This window comes from Bradyrhizobium dasycarpum (assembly GCF_042019905.1).
In the GTDB taxonomy this organism is placed as follows: domain Bacteria; phylum Pseudomonadota; class Alphaproteobacteria; order Rhizobiales; family Xanthobacteraceae; genus Bradyrhizobium; species Bradyrhizobium japonicum_B.
The window spans coordinates 1,879,278-1,905,239 of the sequence record NZ_CP169574.1 but is presented as its reverse complement, the minus strand read 5'-3'; the positions used below and the strand labels follow the sequence as shown (position 1 = coordinate 1,905,239).

The 25,962-nt window shown below is 65.6% G+C and carries 25 protein-coding genes, 1 tRNA gene and 3 pseudogenes; 16 read left to right on the top strand and 13 right to left on the bottom strand.

What is annotated here, in order from left to right; all coding sequences use genetic code 11:
* Positions 1 to 44 precede the first annotated feature (44 nt).
* From ACETMP_RS09585 to ACETMP_RS09575, 3 genes are all read left to right on the top strand, one after another.
* The gene (locus ACETMP_RS09585) at positions 45 to 1,487 is read left to right on the top strand and encodes a cytochrome ubiquinol oxidase subunit I (RefSeq protein WP_375160733.1); all 1,443 of its coding nucleotides are present in this window, start codon (positions 45 to 47) and stop codon (positions 1,485 to 1,487) included.
* A complete protein-coding gene (gene cydB / locus ACETMP_RS09580) occupies positions 1,484 to 2,494 on the top strand; it encodes a cytochrome d ubiquinol oxidase subunit II (protein WP_375160732.1) in 1,011 nt (336 codons plus the stop codon). Before ACETMP_RS09585 ends, cydB begins: the two co-directional genes overlap by 4 nt.
* 309 nt (positions 2,495 to 2,803) lie before the next feature.
* On the top strand, positions 2,804 to 4,060 hold the full coding sequence (locus ACETMP_RS09575) for a serine hydrolase domain-containing protein (protein WP_375160731.1): 1,257 nt from the start codon (positions 2,804 to 2,806) through the stop codon (positions 4,058 to 4,060).
* A 184-nt stretch (positions 4,061 to 4,244) separates the two neighbouring features.
* Here the strand turns inward: ACETMP_RS09575 and ACETMP_RS09570 are convergent, their stop codons facing one another.
* Positions 4,245 to 4,589, bottom strand: coding sequence for a cupin domain-containing protein (locus ACETMP_RS09570; RefSeq protein ID WP_375160730.1), 345 nt, complete (start codon positions 4,587 to 4,589; stop codon positions 4,245 to 4,247).
* A 162-nt stretch (positions 4,590 to 4,751) separates the two neighbouring features.
* On the opposite strand from ACETMP_RS09570, the gene ACETMP_RS09565 reads away from it, so the two are divergent.
* Together ACETMP_RS09565 and ACETMP_RS09560 are read left to right on the top strand one after the other, a co-directional pair.
* A complete protein-coding gene (locus ACETMP_RS09565) occupies positions 4,752 to 5,414 on the top strand; it encodes an SRPBCC family protein (protein ID WP_375160729.1) in 663 nt (220 codons plus the stop codon).
* A complete protein-coding gene (locus tag ACETMP_RS09560) occupies positions 5,414 to 5,776 on the top strand; it encodes a helix-turn-helix transcriptional regulator (protein WP_028135835.1) in 363 nt (120 codons plus the stop codon). Before ACETMP_RS09565 ends, ACETMP_RS09560 begins: the two co-directional genes overlap by 1 nt.
* 105 nt (positions 5,777 to 5,881) lie before the next feature.
* Here the strand turns inward: ACETMP_RS09560 and ACETMP_RS09555 are convergent, their stop codons facing one another.
* Positions 5,882 to 6,385, bottom strand: a complete 504-nt coding sequence (locus ACETMP_RS09555; protein WP_375160728.1) for a peptide deformylase — start codon at positions 6,383 to 6,385, stop codon at positions 5,882 to 5,884.
* A 76-nt stretch (positions 6,386 to 6,461) separates the two neighbouring features.
* On the opposite strand from ACETMP_RS09555, the pseudogene ACETMP_RS09550 reads away from it, so the two are divergent.
* A pseudogene (locus ACETMP_RS09550) lies at positions 6,462 to 7,045 on the top strand (TetR/AcrR family transcriptional regulator).
* Between the two features lie 86 nt (positions 7,046 to 7,131).
* Complete coding sequence (locus ACETMP_RS09545; RefSeq protein ID WP_375160727.1) at positions 7,132 to 7,707, top strand: DUF308 domain-containing protein; 576 nt, start codon at positions 7,132 to 7,134, stop codon at positions 7,705 to 7,707.
* 8 nt (positions 7,708 to 7,715) lie between these two features.
* Here ACETMP_RS09545 and ACETMP_RS09540 read toward each other — a convergent pair whose 3' ends face one another.
* Positions 7,716 to 8,174 carry a cupin domain-containing protein gene (locus tag ACETMP_RS09540; protein ID WP_375160726.1) on the bottom strand — a complete coding sequence of 153 codons (459 nt, stop codon included), beginning with the start codon at positions 8,172 to 8,174 and terminating at the stop codon, positions 7,716 to 7,718.
* Between the two features lie 261 nt (positions 8,175 to 8,435).
* On the opposite strand from ACETMP_RS09540, the gene ACETMP_RS09535 reads away from it, so the two are divergent.
* Entirely contained in the window at positions 8,436 to 9,656 is a 1,221-nt protein-coding gene (locus tag ACETMP_RS09535) for an MFS transporter (RefSeq protein WP_375160725.1), read from the top strand.
* Between the two features lie 36 nt (positions 9,657 to 9,692).
* Here ACETMP_RS09535 and ACETMP_RS09530 read toward each other — a convergent pair whose 3' ends face one another.
* Both ACETMP_RS09530 and ACETMP_RS09525 read right to left on the bottom strand, forming a co-directional pair.
* Positions 9,693 to 10,097 carry an ester cyclase gene (locus ACETMP_RS09530; RefSeq protein ID WP_375160724.1) on the bottom strand — a complete coding sequence of 135 codons (405 nt, stop codon included), beginning with the start codon at positions 10,095 to 10,097 and terminating at the stop codon, positions 9,693 to 9,695.
* Positions 10,098 to 10,154: 57 nt separating this feature from the next.
* On the bottom strand, positions 10,155 to 11,027 hold the full coding sequence (locus tag ACETMP_RS09525; protein WP_375160723.1) for a GNAT family N-acetyltransferase: 873 nt from the start codon (positions 11,025 to 11,027) through the stop codon (positions 10,155 to 10,157).
* 208 nt (positions 11,028 to 11,235) lie between these two features.
* On the opposite strand from ACETMP_RS09525, the gene ACETMP_RS09520 reads away from it, so the two are divergent.
* The 4 genes from ACETMP_RS09520 (at position 11,236) to ACETMP_RS09505 (ending at position 15,426) form a co-directional block, all read left to right on the top strand.
* Positions 11,236 to 12,900 carry an acetolactate synthase large subunit gene (locus tag ACETMP_RS09520; protein ID WP_375160722.1) on the top strand — a complete coding sequence of 555 codons (1,665 nt, stop codon included), beginning with the start codon at positions 11,236 to 11,238 and terminating at the stop codon, positions 12,898 to 12,900.
* Between the two features lie 222 nt (positions 12,901 to 13,122).
* The gene (locus ACETMP_RS09515) at positions 13,123 to 13,470 is read left to right on the top strand and encodes a Lin0512 family protein (RefSeq protein ID WP_028135844.1); all 348 of its coding nucleotides are present in this window, start codon (positions 13,123 to 13,125) and stop codon (positions 13,468 to 13,470) included.
* A 4-nt stretch (positions 13,471 to 13,474) separates the two neighbouring features.
* Complete coding sequence (locus ACETMP_RS09510; protein ID WP_375160721.1) at positions 13,475 to 14,167, top strand: GNAT family N-acetyltransferase; 693 nt, start codon at positions 13,475 to 13,477, stop codon at positions 14,165 to 14,167.
* A gap of 74 nt (positions 14,168 to 14,241) precedes the next feature.
* Positions 14,242 to 15,426, top strand: a complete 1,185-nt coding sequence (locus tag ACETMP_RS09505) for a serine hydrolase domain-containing protein (RefSeq protein ID WP_375160720.1) — start codon at positions 14,242 to 14,244, stop codon at positions 15,424 to 15,426.
* A 75-nt stretch (positions 15,427 to 15,501) separates the two neighbouring features.
* On the opposite strand, the gene ACETMP_RS09500 is transcribed toward ACETMP_RS09505, so the two are convergent.
* The 3 genes from ACETMP_RS09500 to ACETMP_RS09490 all read right to left on the bottom strand — a co-directional run bounded on the left by ACETMP_RS09500 (position 15,502) and on the right by ACETMP_RS09490 (position 18,544).
* The gene (locus ACETMP_RS09500; RefSeq protein WP_375160719.1) at positions 15,502 to 16,842 is read right to left on the bottom strand and encodes an RtcB family protein; all 1,341 of its coding nucleotides are present in this window, start codon (positions 16,840 to 16,842) and stop codon (positions 15,502 to 15,504) included.
* Between the two features lie 112 nt (positions 16,843 to 16,954).
* Positions 16,955 to 18,280 carry a TROVE domain-containing protein gene (locus ACETMP_RS09495; protein WP_375160718.1) on the bottom strand — a complete coding sequence of 442 codons (1,326 nt, stop codon included), beginning with the start codon at positions 18,278 to 18,280 and terminating at the stop codon, positions 16,955 to 16,957.
* 107 nt (positions 18,281 to 18,387) lie between these two features.
* Positions 18,388 to 18,544, bottom strand: a tRNA-Arg gene (locus tag ACETMP_RS09490).
* Between the two features lie 976 nt (positions 18,545 to 19,520).
* Here ACETMP_RS09490 and ACETMP_RS09485 point away from each other — a divergent pair.
* Positions 19,521 to 20,186: a DUF429 domain-containing protein gene (locus ACETMP_RS09485; RefSeq protein WP_375161873.1), complete on the top strand. Its 666-nt coding sequence runs from the start codon at positions 19,521 to 19,523 to the stop codon at positions 20,184 to 20,186.
* Positions 20,187 to 20,191: 5 nt separating this feature from the next.
* On the opposite strand, the gene ACETMP_RS09480 is transcribed toward ACETMP_RS09485, so the two are convergent.
* Positions 20,192 to 20,404, bottom strand: a complete 213-nt coding sequence (locus ACETMP_RS09480) for a hypothetical protein (protein ID WP_375160717.1) — start codon at positions 20,402 to 20,404, stop codon at positions 20,192 to 20,194.
* A 152-nt stretch (positions 20,405 to 20,556) separates the two neighbouring features.
* Between ACETMP_RS09480 and ACETMP_RS09475 the strand changes: the two genes are divergently transcribed.
* The 3 genes and pseudogenes from ACETMP_RS09475 to ACETMP_RS09465 all read left to right on the top strand — a co-directional run bounded on the left by ACETMP_RS09475 (position 20,557) and on the right by ACETMP_RS09465 (position 22,254).
* On the top strand, positions 20,557 to 20,715 hold the full coding sequence (locus tag ACETMP_RS09475; protein WP_375160716.1) for a hypothetical protein: 159 nt from the start codon (positions 20,557 to 20,559) through the stop codon (positions 20,713 to 20,715).
* Positions 20,716 to 20,828: 113 nt separating this feature from the next.
* A pseudogene (locus ACETMP_RS09470) lies at positions 20,829 to 21,519 on the top strand (glutathione S-transferase family protein).
* A 125-nt stretch (positions 21,520 to 21,644) separates the two neighbouring features.
* A pseudogene (locus ACETMP_RS09465) lies at positions 21,645 to 22,254 on the top strand (cysteine hydrolase family protein).
* An 11-nt stretch (positions 22,255 to 22,265) separates the two neighbouring features.
* On the opposite strand, the gene ACETMP_RS09460 reads toward ACETMP_RS09465, so the two are convergent.
* From ACETMP_RS09460 to ACETMP_RS09445, 4 genes are all read right to left on the bottom strand, one after another.
* Positions 22,266 to 23,438, bottom strand: a complete 1,173-nt coding sequence (locus tag ACETMP_RS09460; protein ID WP_375160715.1) for a DUF305 domain-containing protein — start codon at positions 23,436 to 23,438, stop codon at positions 22,266 to 22,268.
* On the bottom strand, positions 23,435 to 23,614 hold the full coding sequence (locus ACETMP_RS09455) for a CsbD family protein (protein WP_375160714.1): 180 nt from the start codon (positions 23,612 to 23,614) through the stop codon (positions 23,435 to 23,437). The genes ACETMP_RS09460 and ACETMP_RS09455 overlap by 4 nt, the downstream gene beginning before the upstream one ends.
* A 183-nt stretch (positions 23,615 to 23,797) precedes the next feature.
* Positions 23,798 to 25,402, bottom strand: coding sequence for an alpha-amylase family glycosyl hydrolase (locus ACETMP_RS09450; RefSeq protein WP_375160713.1), 1,605 nt, complete (start codon positions 25,400 to 25,402; stop codon positions 23,798 to 23,800).
* Entirely contained in the window at positions 25,383 to 25,952 is a 570-nt protein-coding gene (locus ACETMP_RS09445) for a hypothetical protein (RefSeq protein ID WP_375160712.1), read from the bottom strand. The genes ACETMP_RS09450 and ACETMP_RS09445 overlap by 20 nt, the downstream gene beginning before the upstream one ends.
* Positions 25,953 to 25,962 lie beyond the last annotated feature (10 nt).

Sequence of the window (25,962 nt, the reverse complement as noted above, 5' to 3'; positions counted from 1 at the left end):
GAAAGCGTTGGCTGCGGGCCGCAATTGATGTCGGGGGCGGAGTTATGTCCGATTTACTGCCCAGCGCGTTGGATCTTGCGCGCTTCCAGTTCGCCTTCACCGTTGTCTGGCACTTCCTGTTTCCGGCCTTCACCATCGGACTGGCGAGCTATCTCGCCGTGCTCGAAGGCCTGTGGCTGTGGACGGACCGCGGCGCCTATCTCGATACCTACCGCTATTGGCTGAAGATCTTTGCTGTCGCCTTCGCCATGGGCGTCGTGTCGGGTATCGTCATGTCGTACCAGTTCGGCACGAACTGGTCGGTGTTTGCCGACAAGACATCGCCGGTGCTCGGACCGCTCCTTGGCTACGAAGTGCTGACGGCATTCTTTCTCGAGGCCGGCTTCCTGGGAGTCATGCTCTTTGGCCTTGGCCGCGTCGGTCCGCGCCTGCATTTCGTCGCGACCTGCTTCGTCGCGGGCGGCACCTTGCTCTCGGCCTTCTGGATTCTAGCCGCGAATTCCTGGATGCAGACGCCGACGGGACATGGGACAGGACCGGACGGCCAGTTCATTCCCGAGAGCTGGCTGGCGATCATCTTCAATCCGTCATTCCCCTACCGTTTCGCCCATACGGTGACGGCGGCTTACCTGACGACCGCGATGATCGTGGGGGCTGTGGGCGCCTGGCATCTCCTGCGGGACACGATGAACGAGCGCGCTCGCATCATGTTTTCAATGGCGATGTGGATGGCCGCGATCGTGGCGCCGATGCAGCTCCTGATCGGCGATCTGCATGGCGTGAATTCGTACCACCACCAGCCCGCCAAGGTCGCCGCCATGGAAGGTCATTTCGAGACCGAGCGCCGCGCGTCCTCCATCCTGTTCGGAATGCCGGATGCCGAAGCCGGGGTCACCCGCGGCCAGATTGCCATTCCCGGCTTCGCGAGTCTTTACCTCACGCACAGCCTCGATGGAGAGGTCAAAGGGCTGAAGGCGTTTCCGAAAGACACTTGGCCGACCAATATTCCGCTCGTGTTCTGGGCGTTCCGCATCATGGTCGGTTTGGGCATTCTGATGATCGCGTTGGGCGTGGCCTCGCTCATCCTGCGTTGGCGCGACAATCTCTATGACTCGCCATGGCTGCACCGCTTTGCCGTGGCGATGGGCCCGTCCGGGCTCGTCGCGGTGACCGCCGGATGGACTGTGACAGAGGCTGGCCGACAGCCTTTCACGGTTTATGGACTGCTGCGGACGGCCGATAGCGTCGCGCCTATCGCCGCGCCGGCGGTGGCCGCATCGCTCGCCGCATTCATTGTCGTGTATTTCGTCGTGTTCGGCGCGGGGATCGCCTATCTGTTTCACCTCTTCCGTCAGACGCCTGAAGCCGGCGAGCACGGACCGCCGCAAGGCCAGCCGGTGCGCACGGCCGGCATCACGCCGGCGCCAGGACTGGTCAATCGCGGGACCCACGGAGCAGAGCCGCGGCAGGCGGGGATCAGGCCATGAGCATCGACCTCACATTGATTTGGGCGTTGCTGATTGCCACCGCGGTGTTGCTCTACGTGGTGATGGACGGCTTCGACCTTGGCGTCGGCATCCTGTTTCCGGCCGAGGCGGCGAGAGCAGACCGCGACGTCATGGTCAATTCCGTGGCACCGGTCTGGGACGGCAACGAAACCTGGCTCGTGCTGGGCGGTGGTGGATTGTTCGCCGTGTTTCCGCTGGCCTACGCGACGATCTTTCCCGCGCTTTACATGCCGCTCATTCTGATGCTGCTCGCGTTGGTGTTTCGCGGCGTCGCCTTCGAGATGCGGTTTCGGGCGCGGACATCCGCCGGTGAGACCTGGTGGGACCGCGCATTTTCGTGGGGCAGCTTTGCCGCGGCCTTCCTGCAGGGCATCTGCCTCGGCGCCATCGTGCAGGGCATTCGCGTGGAGGGGCGGGCCTACGCCGGCGGTTGGTGGGATTGGCTGACTCCCTTCTCGGTGCTGACCGGAGTCGCCCTGGTTGTCGGCTACGGGCTGCTCGGCGCGTGCTGGCTGATCTGGAAGACGGACGGCGCCCTTCAGGCACGCTGCCGGGATTATGCACGCGTTCTCGGCTTTGCGACGCTTGGCTTCATCGCGGTCATATCCTTGATGATGGTGATCCAAAGCGCGGCCTTTCGCGAGCGATGGCTGACGCTGCCGAACATGCTTTACGCAGCGCCTGTGCCGATCCTCCTGGCTCTGCTGGCATGGCGCTTTCACCGCGCGCTGCGCAGCGCCGAGGATGTGGCGCCGTTCCTGTGCGCGCTCGGCTTCTTCCTGCTGTCCTATATCGGTCTGGGGATCAGCATGTGGCCGATGATCGTGCCGCCTTCCGTCACGATCTGGCAGGCAGCCACCCATCCCAGCAGCCAGCTGTTCCTGCTCGTCGGGGCAGCGGTGCTGGTGCCGGTGATCCTCGTCTACACGGGCTACGTGTACTGGATCTTCCGCGGCAAGGTACGGCACGGCGAGGGATATCACTGATGCAGCGCGCATCCCGGACCTGGAGGCAACTGCTATGGTTCGTGACGCTGTGGGCCGCAGGTGTCGCAACGCTCTTCGTGATCGCATTGCCGATCCGGTGGTTGCTCAAGACGGGATGAGGAATCCGAAAGTGCGCAGGATCGGTAGGACTGTCACTCCGCCCTCGGCATAGCGCGGCGCCGCGAGGCGCTCGCGCGCACGCTTGGCCACGTCATCCCGACTGCGCGTAGCTACCCGGCACAAACGTCGGATGCCTCGACCTGTGCTCCCGTGATACGACATCCGCATCGTCGTCAAGGAGCCCGCTTCATGTCCGTCGCGACTGCCGCCAGCCAGCAGCCCGCTGCCGCCGAAACCGATCCCGAAACCCTCGGCTGGATGCGGGGCTTCCCGCCGTCTCCCGACCGCACCATCACCTTCCAGGACGGCTCATTCCGCAGCTTCCCCGAATTGCGCTGGGCCTGGAGCAACATCCGCCAGCTGGTGCCCACCGTGAATGTCTGGCGCGGGGCAGGACCTGCATCCGCGTTGCCACGCGAAGATCACGATATCGGCGCGGTGCCTTCCATCACGATGGATGGGCGGCCCATGACCTTCGCAAAGATGCTGGAGGAGACGTACACCGACGGCATCGCGGTGCTGCATCGGGGCCGGCTGATCTATGAGCGCTATTTCGGCGCGCTGAAGCCGCACAAGCCGCATATCGGCATGTCCGTGACCAAGTCGTTCACCGGCGTGCTCGCCGGCATGCTGGTCGCCGAGGGCAGGATCGATCCGCAGGCGCCGGTGACGGACTATGTGCCGGAGCTGAAGGCCAGCGGGTTCGGCGATGCGCGCGTGCACGAGGTCATGGATATGACCACGGGGCTCGCCTACACCGAAATCTACACCGACAGGAATTCGGACGTGTGGGGCCTTCGGCGCGCCAACGGCATGGCGCCGATTCCGCCTGACTATGACGGCCCGACCACCATCTTCGATTTCCTGATCGCGCAGAAGAAGCAGGGCGAGCACGGCAAGGCCTTCGCCTACAAGACCGTCAACACCGACGTGCTGGCGTGGATATGCCGGCGGGTCGGCGGCCTGTCGCTGTCCGACCTCTTGTCCGAGCGGATCTGGCAGCCGATGGGTGCGGAGGAAGACGCGCATTATCACGTCGACCGCATCGGCACCGAGAGCGGCGGCGGCGGGCTCTCCACGACATTGCGCGATCTTGCCCGCTTCGGCGAGACCATGCGCAATCACGGCCGCTTCAACGGTCGCCAGATCGTGCCGTCGCAGGTGGTTGAGGACATCGCGCGCGGCGGCGATCCCGAGAAGTTCAAGCCGGCCGGCTACACCACGCTGCCGGGCGCGTCCTACCGCAATCAATGGTGGGTCAGCCACAACGCGCACGGCGCCTACATGGCGCGCGGCGTCTACGGTCAGGGCATCTATGTCGATCCCAAGGCCGAGATGGTGATCGCGCGCTACGCCTCGCATCCCATGGCGGGCAACGCCGCCAACGATCCCGTGACGCTGCCGGCCTACATGGCGCTGGCGAAAGCGCTGATGGCGGGCGGGTAGGGCGCCAAGGCTGGCCTCTTCGTAGCCCGGATGGAGCGAAAGCGAAATCCGGGACAGACGAAGTGAGTTGCGCGACGGCCCGCGCAGATCGAACCCCGGATTGCGCTGCGCTCCATCCGGACTACGAGGTCAACCAAAGCCGCAACCTCGGTCGAGCACGTCCGTCACCCGTCAAGCGGCGCCGTCACGCCTCCTGCCAATGCGGATAGGTGACGTAGGCGGTGAGGGCCCCTTGCTCGTGCGAGCGGATCGTGACCTTCTCGCCCTTCGGCATATGGACGATCTCGCCGGGACCGGCAGTGACGGTGCTGCCGTCGCTCGTGACCGACAGCTTCCCTTCCAGCACGATCATGACATCATCGACCTTCATCGTCTCCTCGAGATTCTGGTTCGGGGCGTAGCGGCCGAAGCCGATCGTGATCGGTCCGCCGTGACGCTGGTCGACCACATTGCCGGCGAAGATATCGCCGTCCTGTCCCGGCGAACGTTCGAGCGACGCATCGGCGAGGGCGAATTTGCGTACTTTCATGAGGCCGTTCCATCTGGTGTGGCTAGGGAGGGCACCAATAGACGCCGTGGCCGTTGTTTGGTTCCCGGTTTGACGCGGTCGAGCGCTCAAAATATAAGAATTGACTTATATAAGTTGTGACCGATATTACTCCCGGCGGAAGAACAACAGGGAGAGCCGAAAATGCAGATCGACGTCGCCAGGGTTTTGGGGCTTGTGACGCGCTCGGTGAGGAGCTTCGAGAAGGACGGCAAGCCGGCGAGCGCGGTGACGCTGACGCGGCTCTACGACACTGGCGTCGACGATCTCTGGGACGCCGTCACCAGCAGGGACCGCATTCCGCGCTGGTTCGCGCCGGTGGAAGGCGACCTTCAGCTCGGCGGACGCTACCAGGTCAAGGGCAATGCCGGCGGCACCATCACGTCCTGTACGCCGCCGACCCACTTCGCCGCGACCTGGGAATTCGGCGGCGCCACGAGCTGGATCGACGTCACGCTGAGGGAAGAGCGAGGCCAGGCGCGTTTGACGCTTGAGCACACCGCGATCATCGAGGATCATTGGAATCAGTTCGGCCCGGGTGCGGTCGGGATCGGCTGGGACCTCGCGCTCGCGGGACTGGAGCGATATCTTGCGACCGGGGCATCGGTCGATCACGAAACCGCGGAAGCCTGGATGGTCTCGCCAGAGGGCAAGGACTTCATGACGACCAGCGGCGAGTCCTGGCGTGCGGCGCATGTCGCAAGCGGGGTCGACCCGGCCGAGGCGAAGCAGCGCTCGGACCGCACCATCGCGTTCTATCGCGGCGAGACGCCGCCCGACATCGTTCATCCCGGCACAGGAAGCTGATGCACGCCTTCGAAGTCCTCGCCGATCCCGTGCGTCGCCGCATCCTCGAGCTGCTGGCATCAGGCGAATTGGCATCCGGTGAGGTGGTCGAGGCGATCGGAGCCGAGTTCGGCATCACCCAAGCGGCCGTCTCGCAGCACCTCAAGGTACTGCGCGAGAGCGGCTTCGCCACCGTTCGGGCGGAGGCGCAAAGGCGCCTCTATTCGGTCGACGTCGCAGGGCTCCGCGCGGTGGACATGTGGGTGGGCCAGTTCCGGAATTTCTGGGAGCCGAAGCTCGACGCGCTGGCAACTGAGATCGCGCGCGGCAAGCGCGAGCGCCGCAAGTCGCCGATCACCAAAAGGAGCGGGAAGAGGGCGTGAGGCGCAGCGAGATGCGTAGGGTGGATTGGCCGCCGGCTGCGCAAAGCGCGGCGGGCGGCGTAATCCACCACTTTTGCCGTGGCGCGATCGGTGGATTACGCTTCGCTAATCCACCCTACGCCCCATCTTCTCGTACTTCTTCACCAGCCGTTCCCGCTTCAGCCGCGACAGCCGCTGGATCCAGAACATCCCGTCCAGTTGATCAATCTCGTGCTGATGGCAGACGGCGCGCAAGCCGTCCGATTCCTCGCTCTGCACATTGCCGTCGAGATCCCGATAGCTGATCCGCACCCGCGCATGGCGCTGCACGTCTTCGTTCACCCCCGGCATCGCAACGCTTCCCTCGCGATGCAGAATCATCTCGGGCGACGCCCATGTGATCTCCGGATTGACATAGGTCTGCTGCCCACTATCGGCATCGAGCTCGAGAACGACCACGCGCAGGGGCACGCCGATATGCGGCGCGGTGATGCCGATGCCGGGCGCGGCGCGCATCGTGTCGAGCAGATCCTGCGCGAGCGCGCGCAAGCCGTCGTCGAACGCGGTGACGGGGCGGGCAGGGCTCGCGAGCCGGCGGTCGGGATAGCGGAGGATGGGGCGGATGGTCATGATGGCTCCTACCACTCACGCATCGTTGATGCACCCGCAACTTGCCAATCTACCAACTGGAAGGTAGATAGACGGTATGAACAATGCGTCTTCCACGGCCGACGATATCCTCGCCTGCGCGCGCACGTTGATCATCGCGGGCGGCTACAACGGATTCAGCTACGCCGACATCGCCGATGTCGTCGGCATCCGTAAGCCCAGCATCCATCACCATTTCGCCAGCAAGGTCGATCTGGTCCGTACCCTTGTGTCGCGCTATCGCGAGGAGGCCCAGGCCGGGCTGGCGGCGCTCGAACGCAACATCTCGGATCCCGGCGAGCAGCTGAAAAGCTATGTCGCTTACTGGGAGGCGTGCATCAAGGATACGACGGCTCCGTTCTGCGTCTGCGCGCTGCTTGCCAGCGAGCTCCCGATCCTGCCGGAGGAGGTGGCGCTCGAAGTCAGGGCTCACTTCCGTTCCTGGCCTCCTGGCTGACCTCGGTGCTGGAACGCGGCAAGCGGCAGGGCCGGTTGCAACTCGCCGGCACGGCCCGGGTCGAAGCCGAGGGATTCATGGCGACCGTTCACGGCGCAATGCTGTCGGCGCGCGCCTATGGTGATCCCAAGATGTTCGGCACCATCACCCGGCCGTTGCTGGACCGGCTTTCCACTAGGCACTAACGAGATCGATACGGCGCTGACATCGCGGCGGCACGACAATTCGCTTCGCGGTACAAACTACCAACTAGTAGGTAAGGAGAAGAGAAATGAGGCCTTATGAGATCGCCCCCGATACGACCGACCAGGCGCAATGGCTGAGGCAGTATTACTTCCTGCGTGCCGCCTTTTCCGTCGCCTGGGTCGTCGCGGCCTTTGCGATCGCGCCGTCGTCGGCAGTGATCGCAGCAGCATTGCTCATCGCTTATCCCGCATGGGACGCCGCAGCCAACTATCTCGATGCGCTCCGAAGCGGCGGGTTGAACCAGAACCGCACGCAGGGGCTGAACGTGCTGGTGAGCCTCGCGACCACCATCGCGGTGATCCTGGCGTTGCAGGTCAGCATGAACTGGGTGCTCGGGATCTTCGGAGCCTGGGCGATCCTGTCCGGATTGCTCCAGCTCGGCACGGCCGTGCGGCGCTGGAAGCGTTTCGGCGCGCAATGGGCCATGGTGCTCAGCGGTGGCCAGTCGGCTCTGGCGGGCGGCTTCTTCATCTTCCAGGCCGCAATGCCTGCAGTGCCATCGATTGCGAATGTCGCAGGCTATGCTGCAGTCGGTGCGCTCTACTTCCTCGTCTCGGCGGTCTGGCTCTCCGTCAGCACCTGGCGCCGCGCGGCCGTGTGAGCGTTATGTTAACCCGGATACGGCGTGCCGTCCTTGTGCAGGAAGCGGCCGTCGGAGGCCGGGCTCATCATGTCGATGTCGGAGCAGGTGATGAGATCTTCCTGCGAGCGGGAGCCGACCTCGAGGTAGACCGCCGCCGCATTCGACCTGTTGATCATGTGATGGCCGTTGCCGCTCGCCTTTGGGAAGGCTGCGCAATCGCCGGCGCGCAGCACGGTTTCGCCGCCGTCCTCGATCAGCGTCACCTCGCCTTCGAGGATGTAGACGAACTCGTCCTCGTGCGAATGCCAGTGCCGCTGGCTCGACCAGCCGCCCGGCGGCAGGCGCATCAGGTTGACGCCGAAATCCCTGAGGCCGCCGGCATCGCCGAGCCGCTTGCGGATGCGTTCGGCGCAAGGTGCATCGAAGGGTGCTGGATAGCCGGAGCCTTTGCGCGTTGGCACGACGGCAATGTCGATCTTTGGCATGGATGTTTCCTCGTCTCCGTATCGTGTGATTGGAGACAGCGCGTCGCGGTGTTTTGCCCGACACGTCAAAACGCCGCCCAGGTTTCGCAAATCACAGGGCTCGTAAGTCCTTGATCCCATTGAGTCGGATTACTGTGCATGGGGTTGTTTTTCAACTTTCTATTGGCAGGTGACAAAGGCCTCGGCAAAAATGTCGTTCCATTGTCGGCCGGCGCAGTTCCCATTCGTCTTCTCCCCGGACAGATCTCACGGGAGACCCAAATGACCCAATCCCCCTATCGCTGGGTGATCGTCGCCGCCGGCGGCCTGCTCGGCTGCGTCGCGATCGGCGGCATGTTTTCGCTACCGGTGTTCCTGCAGCCGATCGCCAAGGACACCGGCTGGTCGGTGACCGGCATCTCCAGCGCGATGACGATCGGCTTTCTGGCGATGGCGTTCACCAGCATGGCCTGGGGCACGCTGTCGGACCGGTTCGGGCCGCTGCCGGTGGTGCTGACGGGATCGACCGTGCTGGCGCTCAGCCTGTTCGCCGCGAGCCAGGCGACCTCGCTTCTGGTGTTCCAGATCGTGTTCGGCCTTCTGACCGGCGCGTCCTGCGCTGCGATCTTCGCGCCGATGATGGCCGCTGTCACCGGCTGGTTCGACACAAATCGCAGCCTCGCGGTGTCGCTGGTCTCGGCCGGCATGGGCATGGCGCCGATGACGATGTCGCCGTTCGCGGCCTGGCTCATCTCCGGCCACGATTGGCGGACCTCGATGCAGATCGTGGCGCTGGTGGTCGGCGCCATCATGATCCCGGTCTCGTTCCTGGTGCGCCGTCCGCCGGCGCTCGCGCAGGCCGCGGCCGCTCCGATCGGCGAGGGGACCGTGCAGGGCGAGATGTCGGTGGGCGAGGCGTTGCGCTCGCCGCAATTCATGGTCCTGCTCGCGACCAATTTCTTCTGCTGCGCCACCCATTCCGGCCCGATCATCCACACCGTCAGCTACGCCGTGAGCTGCGGCATCCCGCTGATCGCGGCGGTGACGATCTACAGCATCGAGGGGTTCGCCGGCCTCGGCGGCCGCATCGCCTTCGGCCTGATGGGCGACCGGTTCGGTGCCAAGCGCGTACTGGTGTCGGGCCTGCTGCTGCAGGCGTTCGGCGCGCTGGCCTACGTCTTCGCGCATCAGCTCACGACCTTTTACGCGGTCGGCGCGATCTTCGGCTTCATCTATGCCGGCACCATGCCGCTCTACGCCGTGCTCATCCGCGAGAACTTTCCGCTCAAGATGATGGGTACGGTGATCGGCGGCACGGCGATGGCCGGCAGCCTCGGCATGGCCACCGGCCCGCTCGCCGGCGGCCTGATCTTTGATGCGTTCTCCAGCTATGCTTGGCTCTACATCGCCTCCTGGGCGATGGGCCTCGGTGCGTTCCTGATGGCGATGACGTTCAGGCCGTTCGCCAAGCCGCAAGGGCAGGTGGCGCCGGCGGCGGCATGAGCTTGTAGCCCGGGTGAGCAAAGCTACTTGGTTCGCTCATCCGGGCTCCGGCGCCTTCAGCTGCGCTTCGATCGCGGCCTTGTCGATCACCGACCAGACCCGCTGGATTCGATCGTCGCCGAATTCGTAGAACACGTTCTCGCAGAACGAGACGCGCCGGCCATTGACGGCAAGTCCCAGGAACATCCCGACCGGTGTGCAATCGAACTGCAGCCGCGCCGCGATCCCCGGCGGGTCCGACATCAGCAGCGCGATGTCAAAACGCAAATCCGGAATCTCGCGAAAATCCCGCTCCAGCATCGCGCGATAACCGGACAGGCCGAGCGGCCGGCCGTTGTGAACGACATCGTCATGCACGAACCGGCCGAGCGAGGGCCAGTCCTGCCGGTTCAGGCAGGCGATATAAGCGCGGTAGGTCTCGGCGAGGTCGTCCTTCGTCATATCGAAGCTCTCCTTGCGGCTTCGACCCTAACGCGCAGACATCGCGACCGGTCCAGCTCAGAGCCGCTTTTCGAAGAACAGGTCGGGATAGGGATCGTCGTTGAAGCGGGGGATCTCGCGCCAGCCCGTGCTGCGGTAGAGCTGGCCGGCCTCGGGCAGCGCGCTGTTGGTGTCGAGCCGCAGCAACGTGATGCCGAGCTCGCGCGCAGCATCCTCGACCGCATCCATCAGGCGCTTGCCGAGCCGCAATCCGCGTGCGGCGGGCGCGACCCACAGCCGCTTGATCTCGGCATAGCCGTGATCGGTTCCCTTCAGGCCGACGCAGCCGATCGGCAGCGTGTCCGACATCGCGACGATGAAGGTGCCGCGCGGGCGGCGCATGTCCTTGGCGTCGGGGTCGCGCGACTGCGAGACGTCGAAGCCCTGGCTGAAGCGGCGGCCGAGCTCGGCATAGTACTCGCCGAGGCAGTAGCGCGCTTGCTCGGATCGCGGATCCATCTCGTCCAGCGCGATCCGCTCGCGCGTCAGGGTGGAGGCGATCAGATCCATCGCCGCCAGCAGCGCCTCGCGCTGTGAATGCTGCGCGAGGAAGCCTTCGGCTTGCGCGTTCGACAGCGCCTCATAGGCCGCGAACTCGCGCCGGCCCGACCGCGTCAAGGTCGCGACGCGCCGCCGCGCATCGTCCGGATGCGCTTCGGTCTCGACCAGCCCTTCGTCCTCGAGGCTGCGCAGCAGGCGGCTCATCAACCCGGAATCGAGACCGAGATAGTCGCGGATCTCGGCCACGTCCGTACGCCCATGCCCGATCGCGTTGAGCACGCGCGCCGCGCCAAGCGGGCGGCCGCGGCCCAGGAAGGAGGTGTCGAGCGCGCCGACCGCCGAGGTGACGGCGCGGTTGAAGCGGCGAACGCGCGAAATCGGGTCCAACATGATGTCTGACTATAGTCAGACATCATCGGCCTGTCAATCGCGACGGTCGCGATGGAACATGGAGGAAGCCGCTGATCCGGACCGTCGCCTTGCGTTCGCAATGACGAGGTTGATGCGGCCGCGCCTTTCTTTGTGAGTTGTGCCGAAGCCGCGAGCCACTACCATGCGCCGACTGCCGTGGAACACGGGAGCGAGCACGGGAGGCGGCATGAGCGGGCAGGAACGGAAGGCAAAAGGATCGGACCTGTTTGTCGCCGCGCTGGAGAATGAGGGCGTCGATCGCATCTTCGGCGTCCCGGGTGAAGAGAATCTCGATCTGGTGGAATCGCTCCGCACCTCCAGAATCGAGCTGGTCCTGACCCGCCACGAGCAGGCCGCCGCGTTCATGGCCGCCACCTATGGCCGGCTGACCGGCAAGCCCGGCGTCTGTCTGTCGACGCTCGGCCCGGGTGCGCTCAACCTGTCCACCGGTGCGGCCTATGCGCATCTCGGCGCGATGCCGATGATCCTGATTACTGGCCAGAAGCCGATCATGAGCAGCCGCCAAGCCCGCTTTCAGATCGTGGACGTGGTCGCGACCATGAAGCCGCTCACAAAACTGTCGCGGCAGATCGTCAGCGCCTCCAGCATTCCGACCGTGGTGCGCGATGCCTTTCGCGTCGCCATGGAGGAGCGTCCCGGCCCAGTGCATCTCGAGCTGCCCGAGGACATCGCCGGCGACGAGGTGCCTGCTACCCCCGTGATTCCCGTGCATCCGATCGAGATCCCGGTCGCCCATCGCGCCGCGCTCGACCGGGCGGCCGAGATGATCTTGGCCGCCAGGCGTCCGCTGGTGATGATGGGCGCGGCAACCAGCCGGCCGCGCTCGACCCACGGCATTGCGAGCTTCGTGCGGCGCACCGGCATTCCGTTCTTCACGACGCAGATGGGCAAGGGCACCGTGCCCGGCGGCACCAATCTCTACATGGGCACCGCCGCGCTGTCGGAGCGCGACTACGTGCATGATGCCATCGACGCCGCCGATTTGATCGTCGCGATCGGTCACGACCCGATCGAGAAGCCGCCCTTCATCATGGGCCCGTCCGGGCCGAAGGTGATTCACGTCAGCTACACCTCGGCCAGCGTCGAGCAGGTCTACTTTCCGGACGCCGAGGTCGTCGGCGATGTCGGCCCGAGCCTGGAGCTGCTCGCCGACCGGCTCGAAGGCAAGCTGCCGCAGGCCGCGGCGCTGCTGCCGTTGCGCGAAGAGATCTTGGGCCACATCGCCGACCGCGCCACCGAGGCGCGCTGGCCGCCGACGCCGCAGCGCATCGTGCACGACATCCGCCAGGTGATCCCAGAGAACGGCATCGTCGCGCTCGACAACGGCATGTACAAGATCTGGTTTGCGCGCAACTACCGCACCCGCGTCGCCAACACGCTGCTGCTCGACAATGCGCTGGCGACCATGGGGGCCGGCCTGCCGTCGGCGATGATGGCCGCGATGCTCTATCCCGACCGCCGCGTGCTCGCGGTCGCCGGCGACGGCGGCTTCATGATGAACAGCCAGGAGATGGAGACCGCCGTCCGCCTCAAGCTCAATCTGGTCGTGCTGGTGCTGGAGGACAACGCCTACGGCATGATCCGCTGGAAGCAGGCCGTGGATCATTTCGCCGATTACGGCATGACCTTCGGCAATCCCGATTTTGCCCTCTATGCGAAGGCCTATGGAGCGAGGGGACATCGCATTACGAGCATCGAAAGCTTCGGTCCGACGCTCGACGCCGCCTTCAAGGCGGGCGGCGTGCACCTGGTCGTCATCCCGATCGACTATTCGGAGAACGTGCGGGTGCTGGTGGACGAACTGCGCGCGCATGAGAAGGCGAAGACGTGAGATCGCCGGTCTTGTGCCCCGGACGCTGCGCAGCACCTCTTCGGCGGTGCGCTGCAGAGCCGGGGCCCATGCATCAGCGGTCTCCGTGGCTTCCTGGATCCCGGCTCTGCCAGCAACGCGAAGAGCGTTGCAGCGCGTCCGGGACACGAGAGAAGCGGTAACACTTGTCTAGCGCTCTCCAATCGCGGACACTCATCACCACACCAACCACAGGAATATCAAATGACCCGCGTTCGTTGTGTCACCGAGATGGGCATGGGCGTCGACGTCCACGGCAGGGACGCCACCAAGGCGGCGAAGCGGGCGGTGTCGGACGCGATCCGGCATTCCAGCCTCGGTTTCTTCCGGATGATCGGCAAGACCGCGAACGACATGTTCGTGGACGTCACGATCGGCGTGCCCAACCCCGAGGCGGTGGACAAGGAAGCCGTGGCCAGGGAGCTTCCCTACGGCACCGTGACCGTCACCGCGGTCAAGGGCGGGCTGGAGATCCCCTCGGCCACGGAAGTGGCCAACGATCCCATTCTCATCGCCAATGCCGCCGTCATCGTCAGCTTCGAGAAGGATTAGACCGGTGTCCGACAGCGATGAGGCGCTGCTCGATCGTCCGATCTGGAGCGCGCTGACGACGAGCCAGAAGCATCTGGCCGAGGGCGGCCCGCGAGCGTTGCGCTATCCCGTGGATATGACGCCGTTCGCCGACATGGCCGACATGTCCGCGGCGAGCTTTGCCGCGCTCCGCGACCTCCTGTCGGGCACGCAGGTCGCCGCGCTGTTCACGCCGGAGCCGGTCGACATGCCCTCGGGGTTCAAGGTCGTGCTGGCCGAGACCGGCGAGCAGATGATCGGCTCGCCCGCCGACAGCCCGCTCCGCGATGCCGAGATCGTCACGCTGGGAGCGGCCGACGTGCCGGCGATGATGGCACTGACGGAGCTGACCAAGCCCGGGCCGTTCGCGCTGCGCACCCACGAGCTCGGCACGTTCCTCGGCATTCGCGCCGGCGGCGAGCTGGTCGCAATGACGGGCGAGCGGATGAAGCCGGGCAAGTTCGTGGAGATGACGGCCGTCTGTGTGCATCCGGATTATCGCGGGCGCGGCTATGCGCAGGCGCTGTTGGCTGCAGTCGCGCGGCGGATCGAAGCACGGGGCGAAATCCCGTTCCTGCACGTGTTTTCGAGCAATACCTCCGCGATTGCGCTGTACCAGCGGCAGGGCATGCGGATCCGGCGCCGGCTGTATGTGACGGCGTTCATGAGAGAGGGATAGGCGCGCTCCGGGGCGCCCTTCATTTCCTGCGAATTTTCGCTATACCCGTCCCAACCACAAATTCGGGGAGACGCATGGACGCCAGAACGACCGATTTTTCCGCCGCGCGGACGGCGATGCAGCGCTACGTCGATCAGGAGATCATTCCGGGCGCGTCCTGGGCCGTGCTGCGAGGGCGCGAGGTGGTCGACCAGCAATGCGTCGGCTTTGCCGACCGCGAGGCGAGCACCGCGCTGCGGCCCGATCATATCTTCCGCGCGTTCTCCAACACCAAGATCTTCGTCACCTGCGCGATCATGCTGCTGGTCGAGGAAGGCCGCGTCGGGCTCGACGATGCGATCGAGACCTTCCTGCCGCAGCTCGGCCGTCGCAAGGTGCTCAAGCAGGACGCTTCGAGCCTTGCCGATGTCGAGCCCGCAAAGAGCCCGATCACGATCCGCCAGCTCCTGACCCACACCTCCGGTCTCAGCTACGGCATCTTCGATCCCGGCACGGTGCTGTTCAAAGGCTACAACGAGGCGCGCGTGCTCAATCCGCTGACGCCGCTGTCCGACATGATCGACAAGCTTGCCGATCTGCCGCTGTCCTATCATCCCGGCACGGCGTGGGAATATTCGGTTGCCACCGACGTGCTCGGTCGCGTCGTGGAGGTCGTCTCGGGTAAATCCCTCGACGCCTTCCTCCAGGCGCGCATCTTCGATGTCCTGGGCATGACCGACACCGGATTCCATGTGCCCGAGGCGCAGCAGGGCAGGCTGGTCGCGCTCTACAATGGTGCCGACGTGTTCGACCCCATGAAGCCGGGCCTGACTCGCGCCGACAACCTGCCGTTTCCGCAAGCCTATCGGCGGCCATTCCCGCGGCTCTCGGGCGGCGGCGGTCTGGTCTCGACCCTGCCGGACATGCTCGCGCTGGTGCGCGCGCTGCTGCCGGGTTCGGATGCCCTGCTGAAGCCGGAGACGCTGCGCCAGATGATGACGAACCAGCTGCCCGCGGGGCAGACCATCCGCTTCGCCAATCTCGGCCCGATGCCCGGCAAGGGGTTCGGCCTCGGCGGCGCCGTCACCTTCGCGCCAACGCCGTTCGATCCGCCGAACTCAACCGGCGAGCTCCAGTGGGGCGGCCTTGCCGGGACCCATTGGTGGATCTGCCCTGAGGCCAACACCGCCGGCGTGCTGATGACCCAGCGCTATATGGGCTTCTGGAATCCGTTCTTCTTCGAGTTCAAGCGTCTGGCCTATCAGGCCGCCGGAGGCTGACGAGGCCGGCGGTCCCGCTTTCCAAGACGGAAGCGAAGCGGGCGGGAGACATCACCTTCCGCCCGCGGTTTCGCGTCAGTCCTTCCACGGATCGAATTCGCCTTCGCCGGCCATGGCGACGGCGAACGGCCGTAGCGTGTGCAGCACCTTCACCGTGCCGGCGTGCTGCGCCAGCACGTCGGGCAGGCGGCGATAGGCCATCGGGCTCTCGTCGAGGTCGGCACCGATCAGGGTGACGCCGCGCTCGTTGAGCCACTGGTCCATCTGTTCGCGCGAGAATCGCCGCTTCGCCTCCCGTCGTCCGAACAGGCGGCCGGCGCCATGCACGGTCGAGTAGAGCGAGGCCTTGGCTTCCGGGCTGTCGACGCCTTCGAGGATGACGGCGTCGTCGCCCATCGAGCCGCCGACGAATCCCTTCTGGCCGGGAAACGCCGGTGTCGCGCCCTTGCGCACCACCCACAGATCCTTGCCGTCATGGGTCTCACGCCAGGCATAGTTGTGGTGGTTGTGCACGCTCTCGGTGACGCTGCCGCCGATGATCTGGCGAACGCGCTCGACGACCCACTCGCGGCCCGCATAGGCATAGCGCCCGGCGAGCTGCATCGCGGCGATGTAGCGGCGGCCGAGCTCGCTGTCCTCGTCGACCACGGCGGGCGGAACGTTCATGCCGTCCTTGCCGCCGGCGGCCTTGAGGTAGCGCGTCGCGGAGGTGTGGCCGAGACCGCGGCTGCCGAAGTGGACGCCGATCCAGACGAAGCCGTCCTCGTCGCGCATGAGGTCGACATAATGGTTGCCCGATCCGACCGTGCCGAGCTGGGCCACCGCCTTCTGGCGGTAGGACTCCATGTCGCTCTCGCGCCAGGCATCGCCGTCGTCGAACAGGTCGTGCTCGGCCCGCTCGGCGTTGGCACGGCCGACGCCGAACGAGATCGTCCTGGCGACGTCGCGGATGATCGTGGGAACGAGACCCGCGATGTCGTCGAAGCGCGTGTCGAGCCGGGCCGCCATGTTGCCGCAGCCGATATCGAAGCCGACGCCGGAGATGCTGATCTGCTTCTCATAGGCGATGACGCCGCCGACCGGCTGCGCATAGCCGAGATGGCCGTCGGCGCAGATCACGCCGGAGACGACGTTGCCGACCGCCATGCAGTTGCGCATCTGGGCGATCGTCGCGTCCTCGTGCGGGCCGAACACCTTCAGCGGCGCATTCTGGAAGCGGGCGTCCTGCATCCGGAACTCGGCGATCGAGCTCGCGGTTGCATTGGCCTCGCGGGCCAGATGCTCCTTGCGGGCGGCGTCCTTGTACAGGCACCAGGCCGGCTGGCCGCGTCCTTCGCCGACGCGCGCGTCGGGATCGACACCGGCGGCGAGGCAGAGCTCGCGGGCGCGTTCCATGTAGGGATCGGGTCGTCGCATGGTCTTAGGTCCTGCTTGCAGTCCGCACGCATATAGCCGGGGCGGGCGGATCATTTCAGAAATTTCGCAAGACCCCGAGCGCATCTTGCGTCCGGGGCCGCGTCGTAGCGCATCAGTTCAACGCCGTGACCGACGCCGCGATCCACGCGACCACGGCCTCGGAGAAGCCGGTGACGCGGGTCCAGGCGCCGTGACCGACACCGTGCTGATACGAGGCCACGTTGACCATGGTGCCGCGCGCTCTGGGCTCGGGCACCTGGTCGTGGCTCTGCTCGTCGGTGAAGACGATCAGGCGATCGCCCTTGCGGTCGATCTCCGTCACGGCCTTGCCGAGATAGGTTCCGCCATGCGGCTGCGAGTTGACGATCGCGTCCCTGAGCGCGAAGCCGCGGCGGGGCGGGACCTTCACGACCTCGTTGGAGAAGGTGAAGATCTCGACCTCGTCGCAGATCTCGCGCGCGAGGATGGCAAGGCCGCACGCCGCCTCCGCACGCGTCATTTCCGACTGCGCGGAGAGGGTCGCGAACATCGAGCCCGATACGTCGATCAGGAGCCGCGTCCGGCCCGGAAGCCGCACGTGGTCCTTGACCGACTTGAGCATCGCAGCTTCGAGCTCGGGCTCGAAGTCCGGCGCATAGCGCGCCGCCGTGATGAAGCGATAGGGCAGGATGCGATCCGTCCGCATCGCCTCGATCGCGCCTGCGATGGTCTCGCGCGGGACCTGTGCGTTCTGCATCAGCCGCAGATTGCGCAGCAGCGCCAGGCCGCCGAGCTTGCGCTCGGCGATCAGCCGCTCGAAGGTCTCGCGCTTGTTCTTGCCGGCCGAGAGCGAAACCTCCCAGGTGTCGGGAGAAGCGAGCTCGCCGTCAACGAGCTGCTTCCACACCTTCTCCTGCTCGGCGTCCTTCGGCTTGGCGTGGACCAGGAACAGCACGTCCCTGATCCGCACCGCCCCGTCACGGTCCCACTTGGCGAGCTGATAGGCGTCGAACTTGGTCAGCGCGCGGGCAAGGCCCTTCTTGACCTGTGCCGAGACCGGCTGACGCTTGCGCTGCTGCTGAGGGCCCAGCGCATCCGCCCAGTAGATCGCGAGCAGCTCCGTCATCTCGTCGGGCCGCTGGATCACCCGGGTGAGCGTGTCGGCCACGAGAGCCCGGTGCTTCTCGCTCCGCGCCATCTCGCGGATGACGAGCAGCGGCGCGTGCCGCAGCTTCATCACCTCGCGCGCCTCGATCGCAAGCTGCGCGACCTTGGCGGGCGCGACCTTGGGCACCAGCGCCTTGATGCGGTCGGCGATCGCGACGCCGTCCTCGTAGAACTGGTCCTCCCACAGGAGGCAGTTCATCAGCGCGCGCTTCAGCTCCATCTCGGGCGTGAAGCGCACCGCGCGCGCGCCCTCTCGCGTGAAGGCGCGAACGATCTTGTTGAGCCTGACCATGATGGCCTCCTCTTGGGTTGGTGGGGATTGAAACGGGTGCCGGGGAACAGGCGAGGCTGTACTGCCCTTGCGGGCAAGTCACATGCTCTACCGCTGAGCTACGGACTTTCGTCCGGAAGGATTCGAACCTTCGACATTGCGATCCGAAGTAACAGCGCTCTTCACCACCGGCGGTGGCTAAGGGGACACGATCCGGGAACAGGCGATTGCTGTGACCCGACGAGCGAAGCTCGCCGGAAAGCGCTCTATCCTCTGAGCTACCGGTGCATGGAACACCGGGCGGGATTCGAACCCGCGACCTCTCGCGTTGCAGGCGAAGTAACAGAAATCTTCACCACGGATCGTAATGGAGTTGGCGGGAACGGGCGATGCTGTTGTCGCTCCGAGGAGCAAGAACTGAGCTACGGCATTTCAGCCGGCGAGATTTGAACCCGCGACCTCCGTCCTGGCAGGCCGGGACGGTGCTCTACCGAAGTAACAGACATCTTCACCACCGCCGGGCCGATGCTGTGGCACCGGCCGTTGATGGGTAAGCTGGGGAACGGGCGATATCGGCCTCAGTGACGACAACGCAGGACCGTCCTTGCGGATGGACCTGCGCCGGGCCGCGTGCGTACCTTTTCCGAGGCCGCATCCCGGTGCGTGTGTCACAGGCGGGAGGCATACCCGCTGTGCCGTGTGGAGAAGTATCCGACATCTTCACCACCAGCGTCGGTTGAGCCGCGACCACTTGCGGCAAACCGAGTTACAAAAATCTATCGCGGCGCTGTCGACGCGCCGCATCTTGCGAACCCTTTGGGTTCGCTCTGCCATCGGTGTCCGGCTCATCGCCTCGTTCCCTCCGGCAGGCCCCGCGCGCTTGGGCACGCGCCTCTCCAGCGCGAGCCCCGAGATCCGGGTCTCTCGTTCCGGCGATTGCCGGATTGTTCGGTTGGCCGCGCGGCGGGCAATAAAAAACCCTCCGGAGCGGCAGGCTCGGGAGGGTCCGTGAGAAGCGGACGATCGATCGTGCGGTCAGGCAAGATCGCTCCCATGAGCCGGGCATGCGCAATCGAACAGCTTCGGGCTATTCGGCATGCGGACAATTCTTTCGTAGCGGTTCAGCATCGCTCGGTTCATGGTGTCTGTTGCAAACGGAAGTGCTTGCGAGGGCGCGGGACATACGCCCGCGACTTGCGGATGTCAAGCGAGGTGCGTGTGAAAATTGCGGGACGCCGACGACAAGACACGGGTTCATGAGGTGCCGAGCTATCTCGGCCTTGATGGATTTCGTTTCGGCTGGGTCGCGGCCTGGATCGACGCGCGCGGTGATCACGGTTTCGACTATTCGCCGGGCTTGGCGCGCCTGCTCGCGCTGCCGCATGCGCGCGCGATGATCGACATGCCGATCGGATTGAATCCGAGCGGCTATCGCGCTTGCGATCTGCGCGCCCGCGAGCTGATTGGCCCCGCCGTGTTTCTCGGTGCGCGCCGCGACCTCTGGACATTCCCGGACATGGCCGCGGCCAATCGGCACTACTGGGCACACGAGGGCAAGGGCAGGGGCGTGTCGGCGCAGCTCTGGAATATCAGGGACAAGATCAGAGAGGTCGACGAGATCATGACGCCGGCGCGGCAGGCGACGATCGGCGAGGCGCATCCGGAATTGGTGTTCTGGAATCTGGCGGGGCGCGTGCGGCTCGAGCCGAAGACGTCGCCACGGGGCCGCGAGCAGCGCGTTGCGCTGCTGAGAGACCGCGGCTTCACCAGGGTGGAAAGATGGCTGACGCTTCGCCATGGCACCGGCATCGGTCGCGACGATCTCATCGATGCCTGTGCCTGCGCGGTCGCAGCGCGCGACAGCAGGCAGCGTGTGGGTGGCGAGGACCTCGATCCGCGCGGCTTGCGGATGGAGATCAACTATTGAACGGATCAACTCTGCCGATCGCCAGTCTCGGCAAGGCGGCTGCGCTCGTGATGGTCGGGCTTCGGGGAGCCATCCTCGTCGTCCAGGCTTGCGGCCCGCGCCTCGTAGACATCGGCCATTGCTCGTAGCCGCCGCGCGGCTTCGCGATGGGCGAGATCGTCCGCGACGCTGCGACAGCGTTGCGCGTGGTCGAGCAGGGCACGCTTCTCGATGTTCATCCCGTCACAACGCGCAGAGCTGCTCGATGGTCCCTCGAAACAAAGCAATGTCTCGTTTGTGAAAGCGGGAAAAACTGGCAAAATTTTCGTACGGCGTCGGAACACCGCGCGTGAGCTTGGCGTTTAGCCGCAGGAGTTGAGGGACAAAGGCCATGTACGACGTCTGCCAATGGGCGACCGCCACGCTCGCGGCTGCCTTCACGGCTGCGCTGCTGATCACAGGGGATTGGTTTATCCAGTATCGACTGCAGCATGAAACCATGACCCCGATCGTCAGCCCGGTCGTCAGGATGGCAACGCTGCCGCCTTAGTCGCTTCAAGCGCACTGCGGCTCTTCTCCGCGATCTTCCAGACGATTGGCCGGCCTTGCGTCGTTCGTCCGCTCGCCTAGACTGCGCGCATCCCACGAACAGCCGGAGTGCCGATGTCCGATCTATCCGCTTTTCCTATCACCAGGCGCTGGCCGGCCAGGCATCCCGAGCTGCTTCAGCTCTACTCTCTGCCGACGCCGAACGGCGTCAAGGTCTCGATCATGCTGGAGGAGATCGGACTTCCCTACGAGGCGCATCGGGTCGACTTCGGCAAGGATGAGCAGAAGACACCCGAGTTCCTCTCGCTCAATCCGAACGGCAAGATCCCGGCGATCCTCGATCCTAATGGTCCGGGCGGCAGGCCGCTGCCGCTGTTCGAGTCCGGGGCAATCCTGCAATACCTCGCGGAGAAGACCGGCAAGCTCCTGCCGCAGGACCCCGCGCGCCGCTACCAGACCATCCAGTGGCTGCATTTTCAGATGGGCGGCGTTGGGCCGATGTTCGGCCAGGTCGGCTTCTTCCACAAATTCGCCGGCAAGGATTTCGAGGACAAGCGGCCCCGTGACCGCTACGTCACTGAGGCCAGGCGCCTGCTCGGTGTGATGGAGACGCATCTCGCCGACCGGCAATGGTTCATGGATGACGACTACACCATCGCCGACATCTCCATGCTGGGCTGGGTGCGCAATCTCATCGGCTTCTATGGCGCCGGCGATCTCGTCGCGTTCACCCAGTTCAAATCGGTCGGGGCCTGGCTCGAGCCGGGGCCTCGCGCGTCCGGCGGTCCAGCGCGGGTGTGCCTGAGAGGGGGAGCTCGAAGACCGCCGGCCTCGTTTCGGGCCTTGATGCGGAACGATGGCCGCCGGAACCGCATTTGCAGTAAACCCGCCGCGGACGTGCCGCGGCCATGCATTCGCCGGTGGAAGACAATGAGAAGCAGCGCGTCGGCTGTCGCCGAGATCAAGGATGCCGCTCACCTCTGCATCGACATGCAGAACATCTTCGCGCCCGGCGGTCTGTGGGCGACACCCTGGATGGAGCGCGTGCTGCCGACGATCGCCTCCATCGTTGCGCGTTATCAGACCAGAACGATCTTCACCCGCTTCATCACGCCGCAGGATCCGGAGGATCGTGCCGGGCAATGGCAGACCTATTTTCGCCGCTGGCACCAGGCCACCCGCAGGCATCTTCCGCCGGCCGCGCCTCGAGCTCGTGCCGGCCCTGGGCAAGTTCGTTCCGCCGGCCGCAATCATCGACAAGCCGGCCTATTCCGCCTTCAGCAATCCCGGCCTTGCGGGCCGGCTGGTCGACAAGAAGGTCGGCACCGTCGTGATCTCGGGCGCCGAGACCGACGTCTGCGTGCTTTCGACCGTCCTCAGCGCCGTCGATTTCGGCTTCAGGGTCGTGATCGTCGAGGACGCGCTGTGCAGCTCCTCCGACGTCGGGCACGACGCGCTCATGACGATGTATCGCACCCGCTTTCACGGTCAGGTCGACCTGGTGACCGCGGAGGAGCTGACCGAGTTCTGGCGCGAGTAGCTGCTGCCTGCTCAATTGACGTTGTCGCCGAACATGTTGCGGAACGCCGTGGCGACGGCTGCAATGCCGTCCACGCCCCGCATGAGCGCGATCTCGCCTTGCTGCCCGTGGCGAATGGCATGCGCCATGATGCGCAGCCGCAGATCGCCGCGGCTCCGCCACATCCGGTCGGCCATCCTCACCGCGCCGGAATGATGCCTGCTCATGGCCTCGATGAAGACCGGGTCGAACTGGTCGGACGGCGCGGCCTTGATCGCTCGCATCTCGGCCGGCGTCAAATAGCCGGGCATGGCAGCGCGTTCCTCCGTGCTGCAATCGGGCATCTCGGTGTCGAACCAGCTCAGCCACCAGTTCTCGAAGATCCTGATCTCGCCGGCCTGGCTTGCCACCATCAGCATCGCGAGCTTGCGCAGATGCGGGTCCTGGGCGCGCTCTGCGCCGATCCGCGCCAGCTCGACGCCCTGGGCGTGATGCGCGGTCATGTGACGGATATAGGCCTGGTCCGCATCCCTGTCGCGGCCCATCCATGGCGGCTCGTGGCCGTGGCTGCCGAACCATGCGACTGCGCCGAGCAGCACGATCACGGCAACCGCCCCGGTGGTCCATACATTGGTGAAGCGAATGTCGCGGGCCGGCGCGCGGCCGCGTCTCCAGCGTAGCCGGGCGAACAGAGGATACATCACGGCAGAGGCGCCATGGACCAGCAGGCCGATCCAGTACGGCTGTTGCAGCGTGAACAGGGGCTGCCAGAACGGAAACAGCGGCACCAGCACGAACCATTCCAGGCTCGAAGAGAAAACCGCCCAAGGCAGTGCGAGCAGCAGGATCGTTCGCGGCCCCAAGTCCGCAGTCCAGCGCCCGAGCACACCGAAGAACACCAGTGCCCAGGAGAAATCCGCCCATTGATGAAAGGCGATGCCGGCGAGGATCGCGCCCCACGACGGCTCGGCGCCGAGCGCCCAGTCGCGCGCGGGAATGGCGGCGACCGTCATCCAGTCGACCGCGGCGTCGCGGCCGATACGGGCGGCGAACAATTGGCTAGCAAGGGTCGAGAACGTGCTGCTGATCAGGCCGAGCTCGGCGGCGGCGATCCAGCGCGAACGTCGCTGTCGCGCCAGCCGCGACGCACCTCCGCCGGCGTACCGTGCCGTGTCGGAGAGGGTTGGCCGCGGCTGCGCGTTCACGTCAGCGGCTTAAGCTTCTTCAGCGGATCGCGCTCGCTCGGCTGGTCCTGTTCGTCGCGGCCGCGCTCGGCCTGCGCCTTGCCGTCATCGTGGAGTTCCTGGTCGCCGATGATCTCGCCGACAGCCTGCCGGGTCTTGCCGACGATCCGTTGCTGGAGACCCTTCGTCTTGCTCATGAGCTGCCTCCCTTGACGCCTCTCCCGTGGCGCCTCTTCCTTGCCTGCCTCCAAGCTTGATGCCGCTGGCCCCGGCGCTTGAAGGCGGCGAGCGCCGGGGCCGCGGTTCGCGCAGTCCGCCTCCGGCAGGGGGGATGTCGGAGGCGTTGATCAGACGCGCTGGCGCGCCGATAGTTCCTGCCGTCACCGCGCCTCGATGGCAATGATCACGCCCTCATTGCCGCGGAGCAGGATGGATGCGTCCGGCACCGGCTCGGGCGGCCGATCGAGGTGCGTCGACATCAGCAGGCGGCCGCGGCCCTGCCAGTGGTATTTCCGCGGCTCGGCAGCGATGTTGAGCGCGATCAGGAATCCGTTGCCGCCGTCGGTGCGCTTGTAGGCGAGGACGTCGTTGTGCGAACGCAGCGGCTCGTAACCACCTGTTCGCAGGCAAGCCTGCTCGCGCCGCAGCGCCATCAGCGCATGAAACAGCGCCAGGATCGAGTGCTCATCGCGCTGCTGCGCGGCGACGTTGGCGGCGCCGTCAGGCCGTTCCAGCGGCAGCCATGGATCGCCGGTCGTGAAGCCGCCGTCGGGACTGTCGTCCCAGCGCATCGGCGCGCGCTCGGGATCGCGGCACAGGCCATGGCCCGGCACCAGCTTCTCGAAGGGATCGCGGACGCGGTCGGACGGAATCGGGACGCGCTTGCGGCCGATCTCGTCGCCCATGAAGAAGAACGGCGTTCCGCGCAACGTCAGCAGCAGCATCGCCAGCACCCGCATCTGGGCCTCGCCGATCTTGCTGGCGATCCGCTGCTTGTCGTGGCCGCCGATGACCCAGACCGGCCAGGCTTGCTCCGGGATCGCGTTGAAATACGCGTCGATCGTGGCTTGCAGCGACAGCGCGTCCCATCGCGAATCGAGCAGCGCGAAATTGAGCGGCAGATGCAGGCGCGGCTTGTCGTTGCCGTAGAAATGGCCGATGCGGTCGGTCTTGCCCTGGACCTCGCCGCAGAGCATGCGCTGCGGATATTGGTCGATCACGCTGCGGATGAACTCGATGCAATCCATCGTCTCCGGCCGGTCGTCGGTGAAGACCGGCGTCTGACGCTGCGGCGGCGGCTTGCCCCCGGCGTCGGGATTGGCGGGATTGTCCCGCATCAGCGCGTCCTTGATCAGGACCGCGCTGGCGTCGACGCGAAAGCCGTCGACGCCACGGTCGAGCCAGAAGCGCATGACGTCGGCGATCGCGGCGCGCACATGCCGGTTGCGCCAATTGAGGTCGGGCTGCTCGACGAGGAAGGAATGGTAGTAATATTGCCGCCGTGCCTCGCACCATTCCCAGCCGCTGCCGCCGAAACGGCTCAGCCAATTGTTGGGCGGCCCGCCGTTCGCGGCCGCATCGGCCCAGATGTACCAATCGGCCCTGGCGCTGTGGCGCGAGCTCGAGCTTTCGACGAACCAGGAATGATCATTGGCGGTGTGGTTGGGGACGAGGTCGAGGACGAGGCGGATGCCCTTCGCGTGCAGCGCCGCAAGCAGGCGGTCGAAATCCTCCAGGCTGCCGAAGGCGGGGTCGATCGCGCAATAATCGGAGATGTCGTAGCCGAGATCGCGGAACGGGCTCCTGTAGATCGGCGTCAGCCACACCGCGTCGACGCCGAGCCATTGCAGGTAGTCGATTCGCGAGATCAGCCCGGCGAGGTCACCCTTGCCGTCGCCGTTGGAGTCCTGGAAGGAGATCGCTGCGATCTCATAGATGACGGCGGATTCCCACCACGCAGATTTGTCAGGGGACTCGTCGCTCATCGGCTTGCTTCACCTTGTTCTGTCCCGCATGCGCTGCGATCTGCCTCGCCGCGGTTCGGATGCTGTCGATGCCCTTGGGGAAACCGCTGCGGTTCGGATAGAGCTTGCGCCGTGCATCGCGCGCGGGGCGGCGGGGCTTGGTCGCCTGCGCGGTCCGGTAGTCGAGCATGGCGATGCCGCCGACCATCAGCAGCGCCAGCGCGATGTTGCCCTTCTTGGGATTGTCAGGCGTCAGCCCCGACAGCAGCGCGGCGGCATCGAGGCCGTCGCCGCCGACGCGCGTCCAAAGACCGGCGTTCTTCTCGACCGACAGCGTCATGATCCCGGCCATGATCTCGCGGACGCCGAAGGCCCGTACCATCGTCTCATGGCCTTCCATGCCGAGCGTTTCGGTGACGCGCCGCGGCGCGAACAGCTCGACGACGCCGAGGCCGATGCTGAACCAGCCGAGCGCGCGGGCGAGCTGGTCCACCGGCTGCTTCAGGCTCGGCCCGCCCTCGACGATCTTCGGGTCACCCTTGGTGCGCACGATGTTGGAGAAATGAAACATGGGTTTGCTC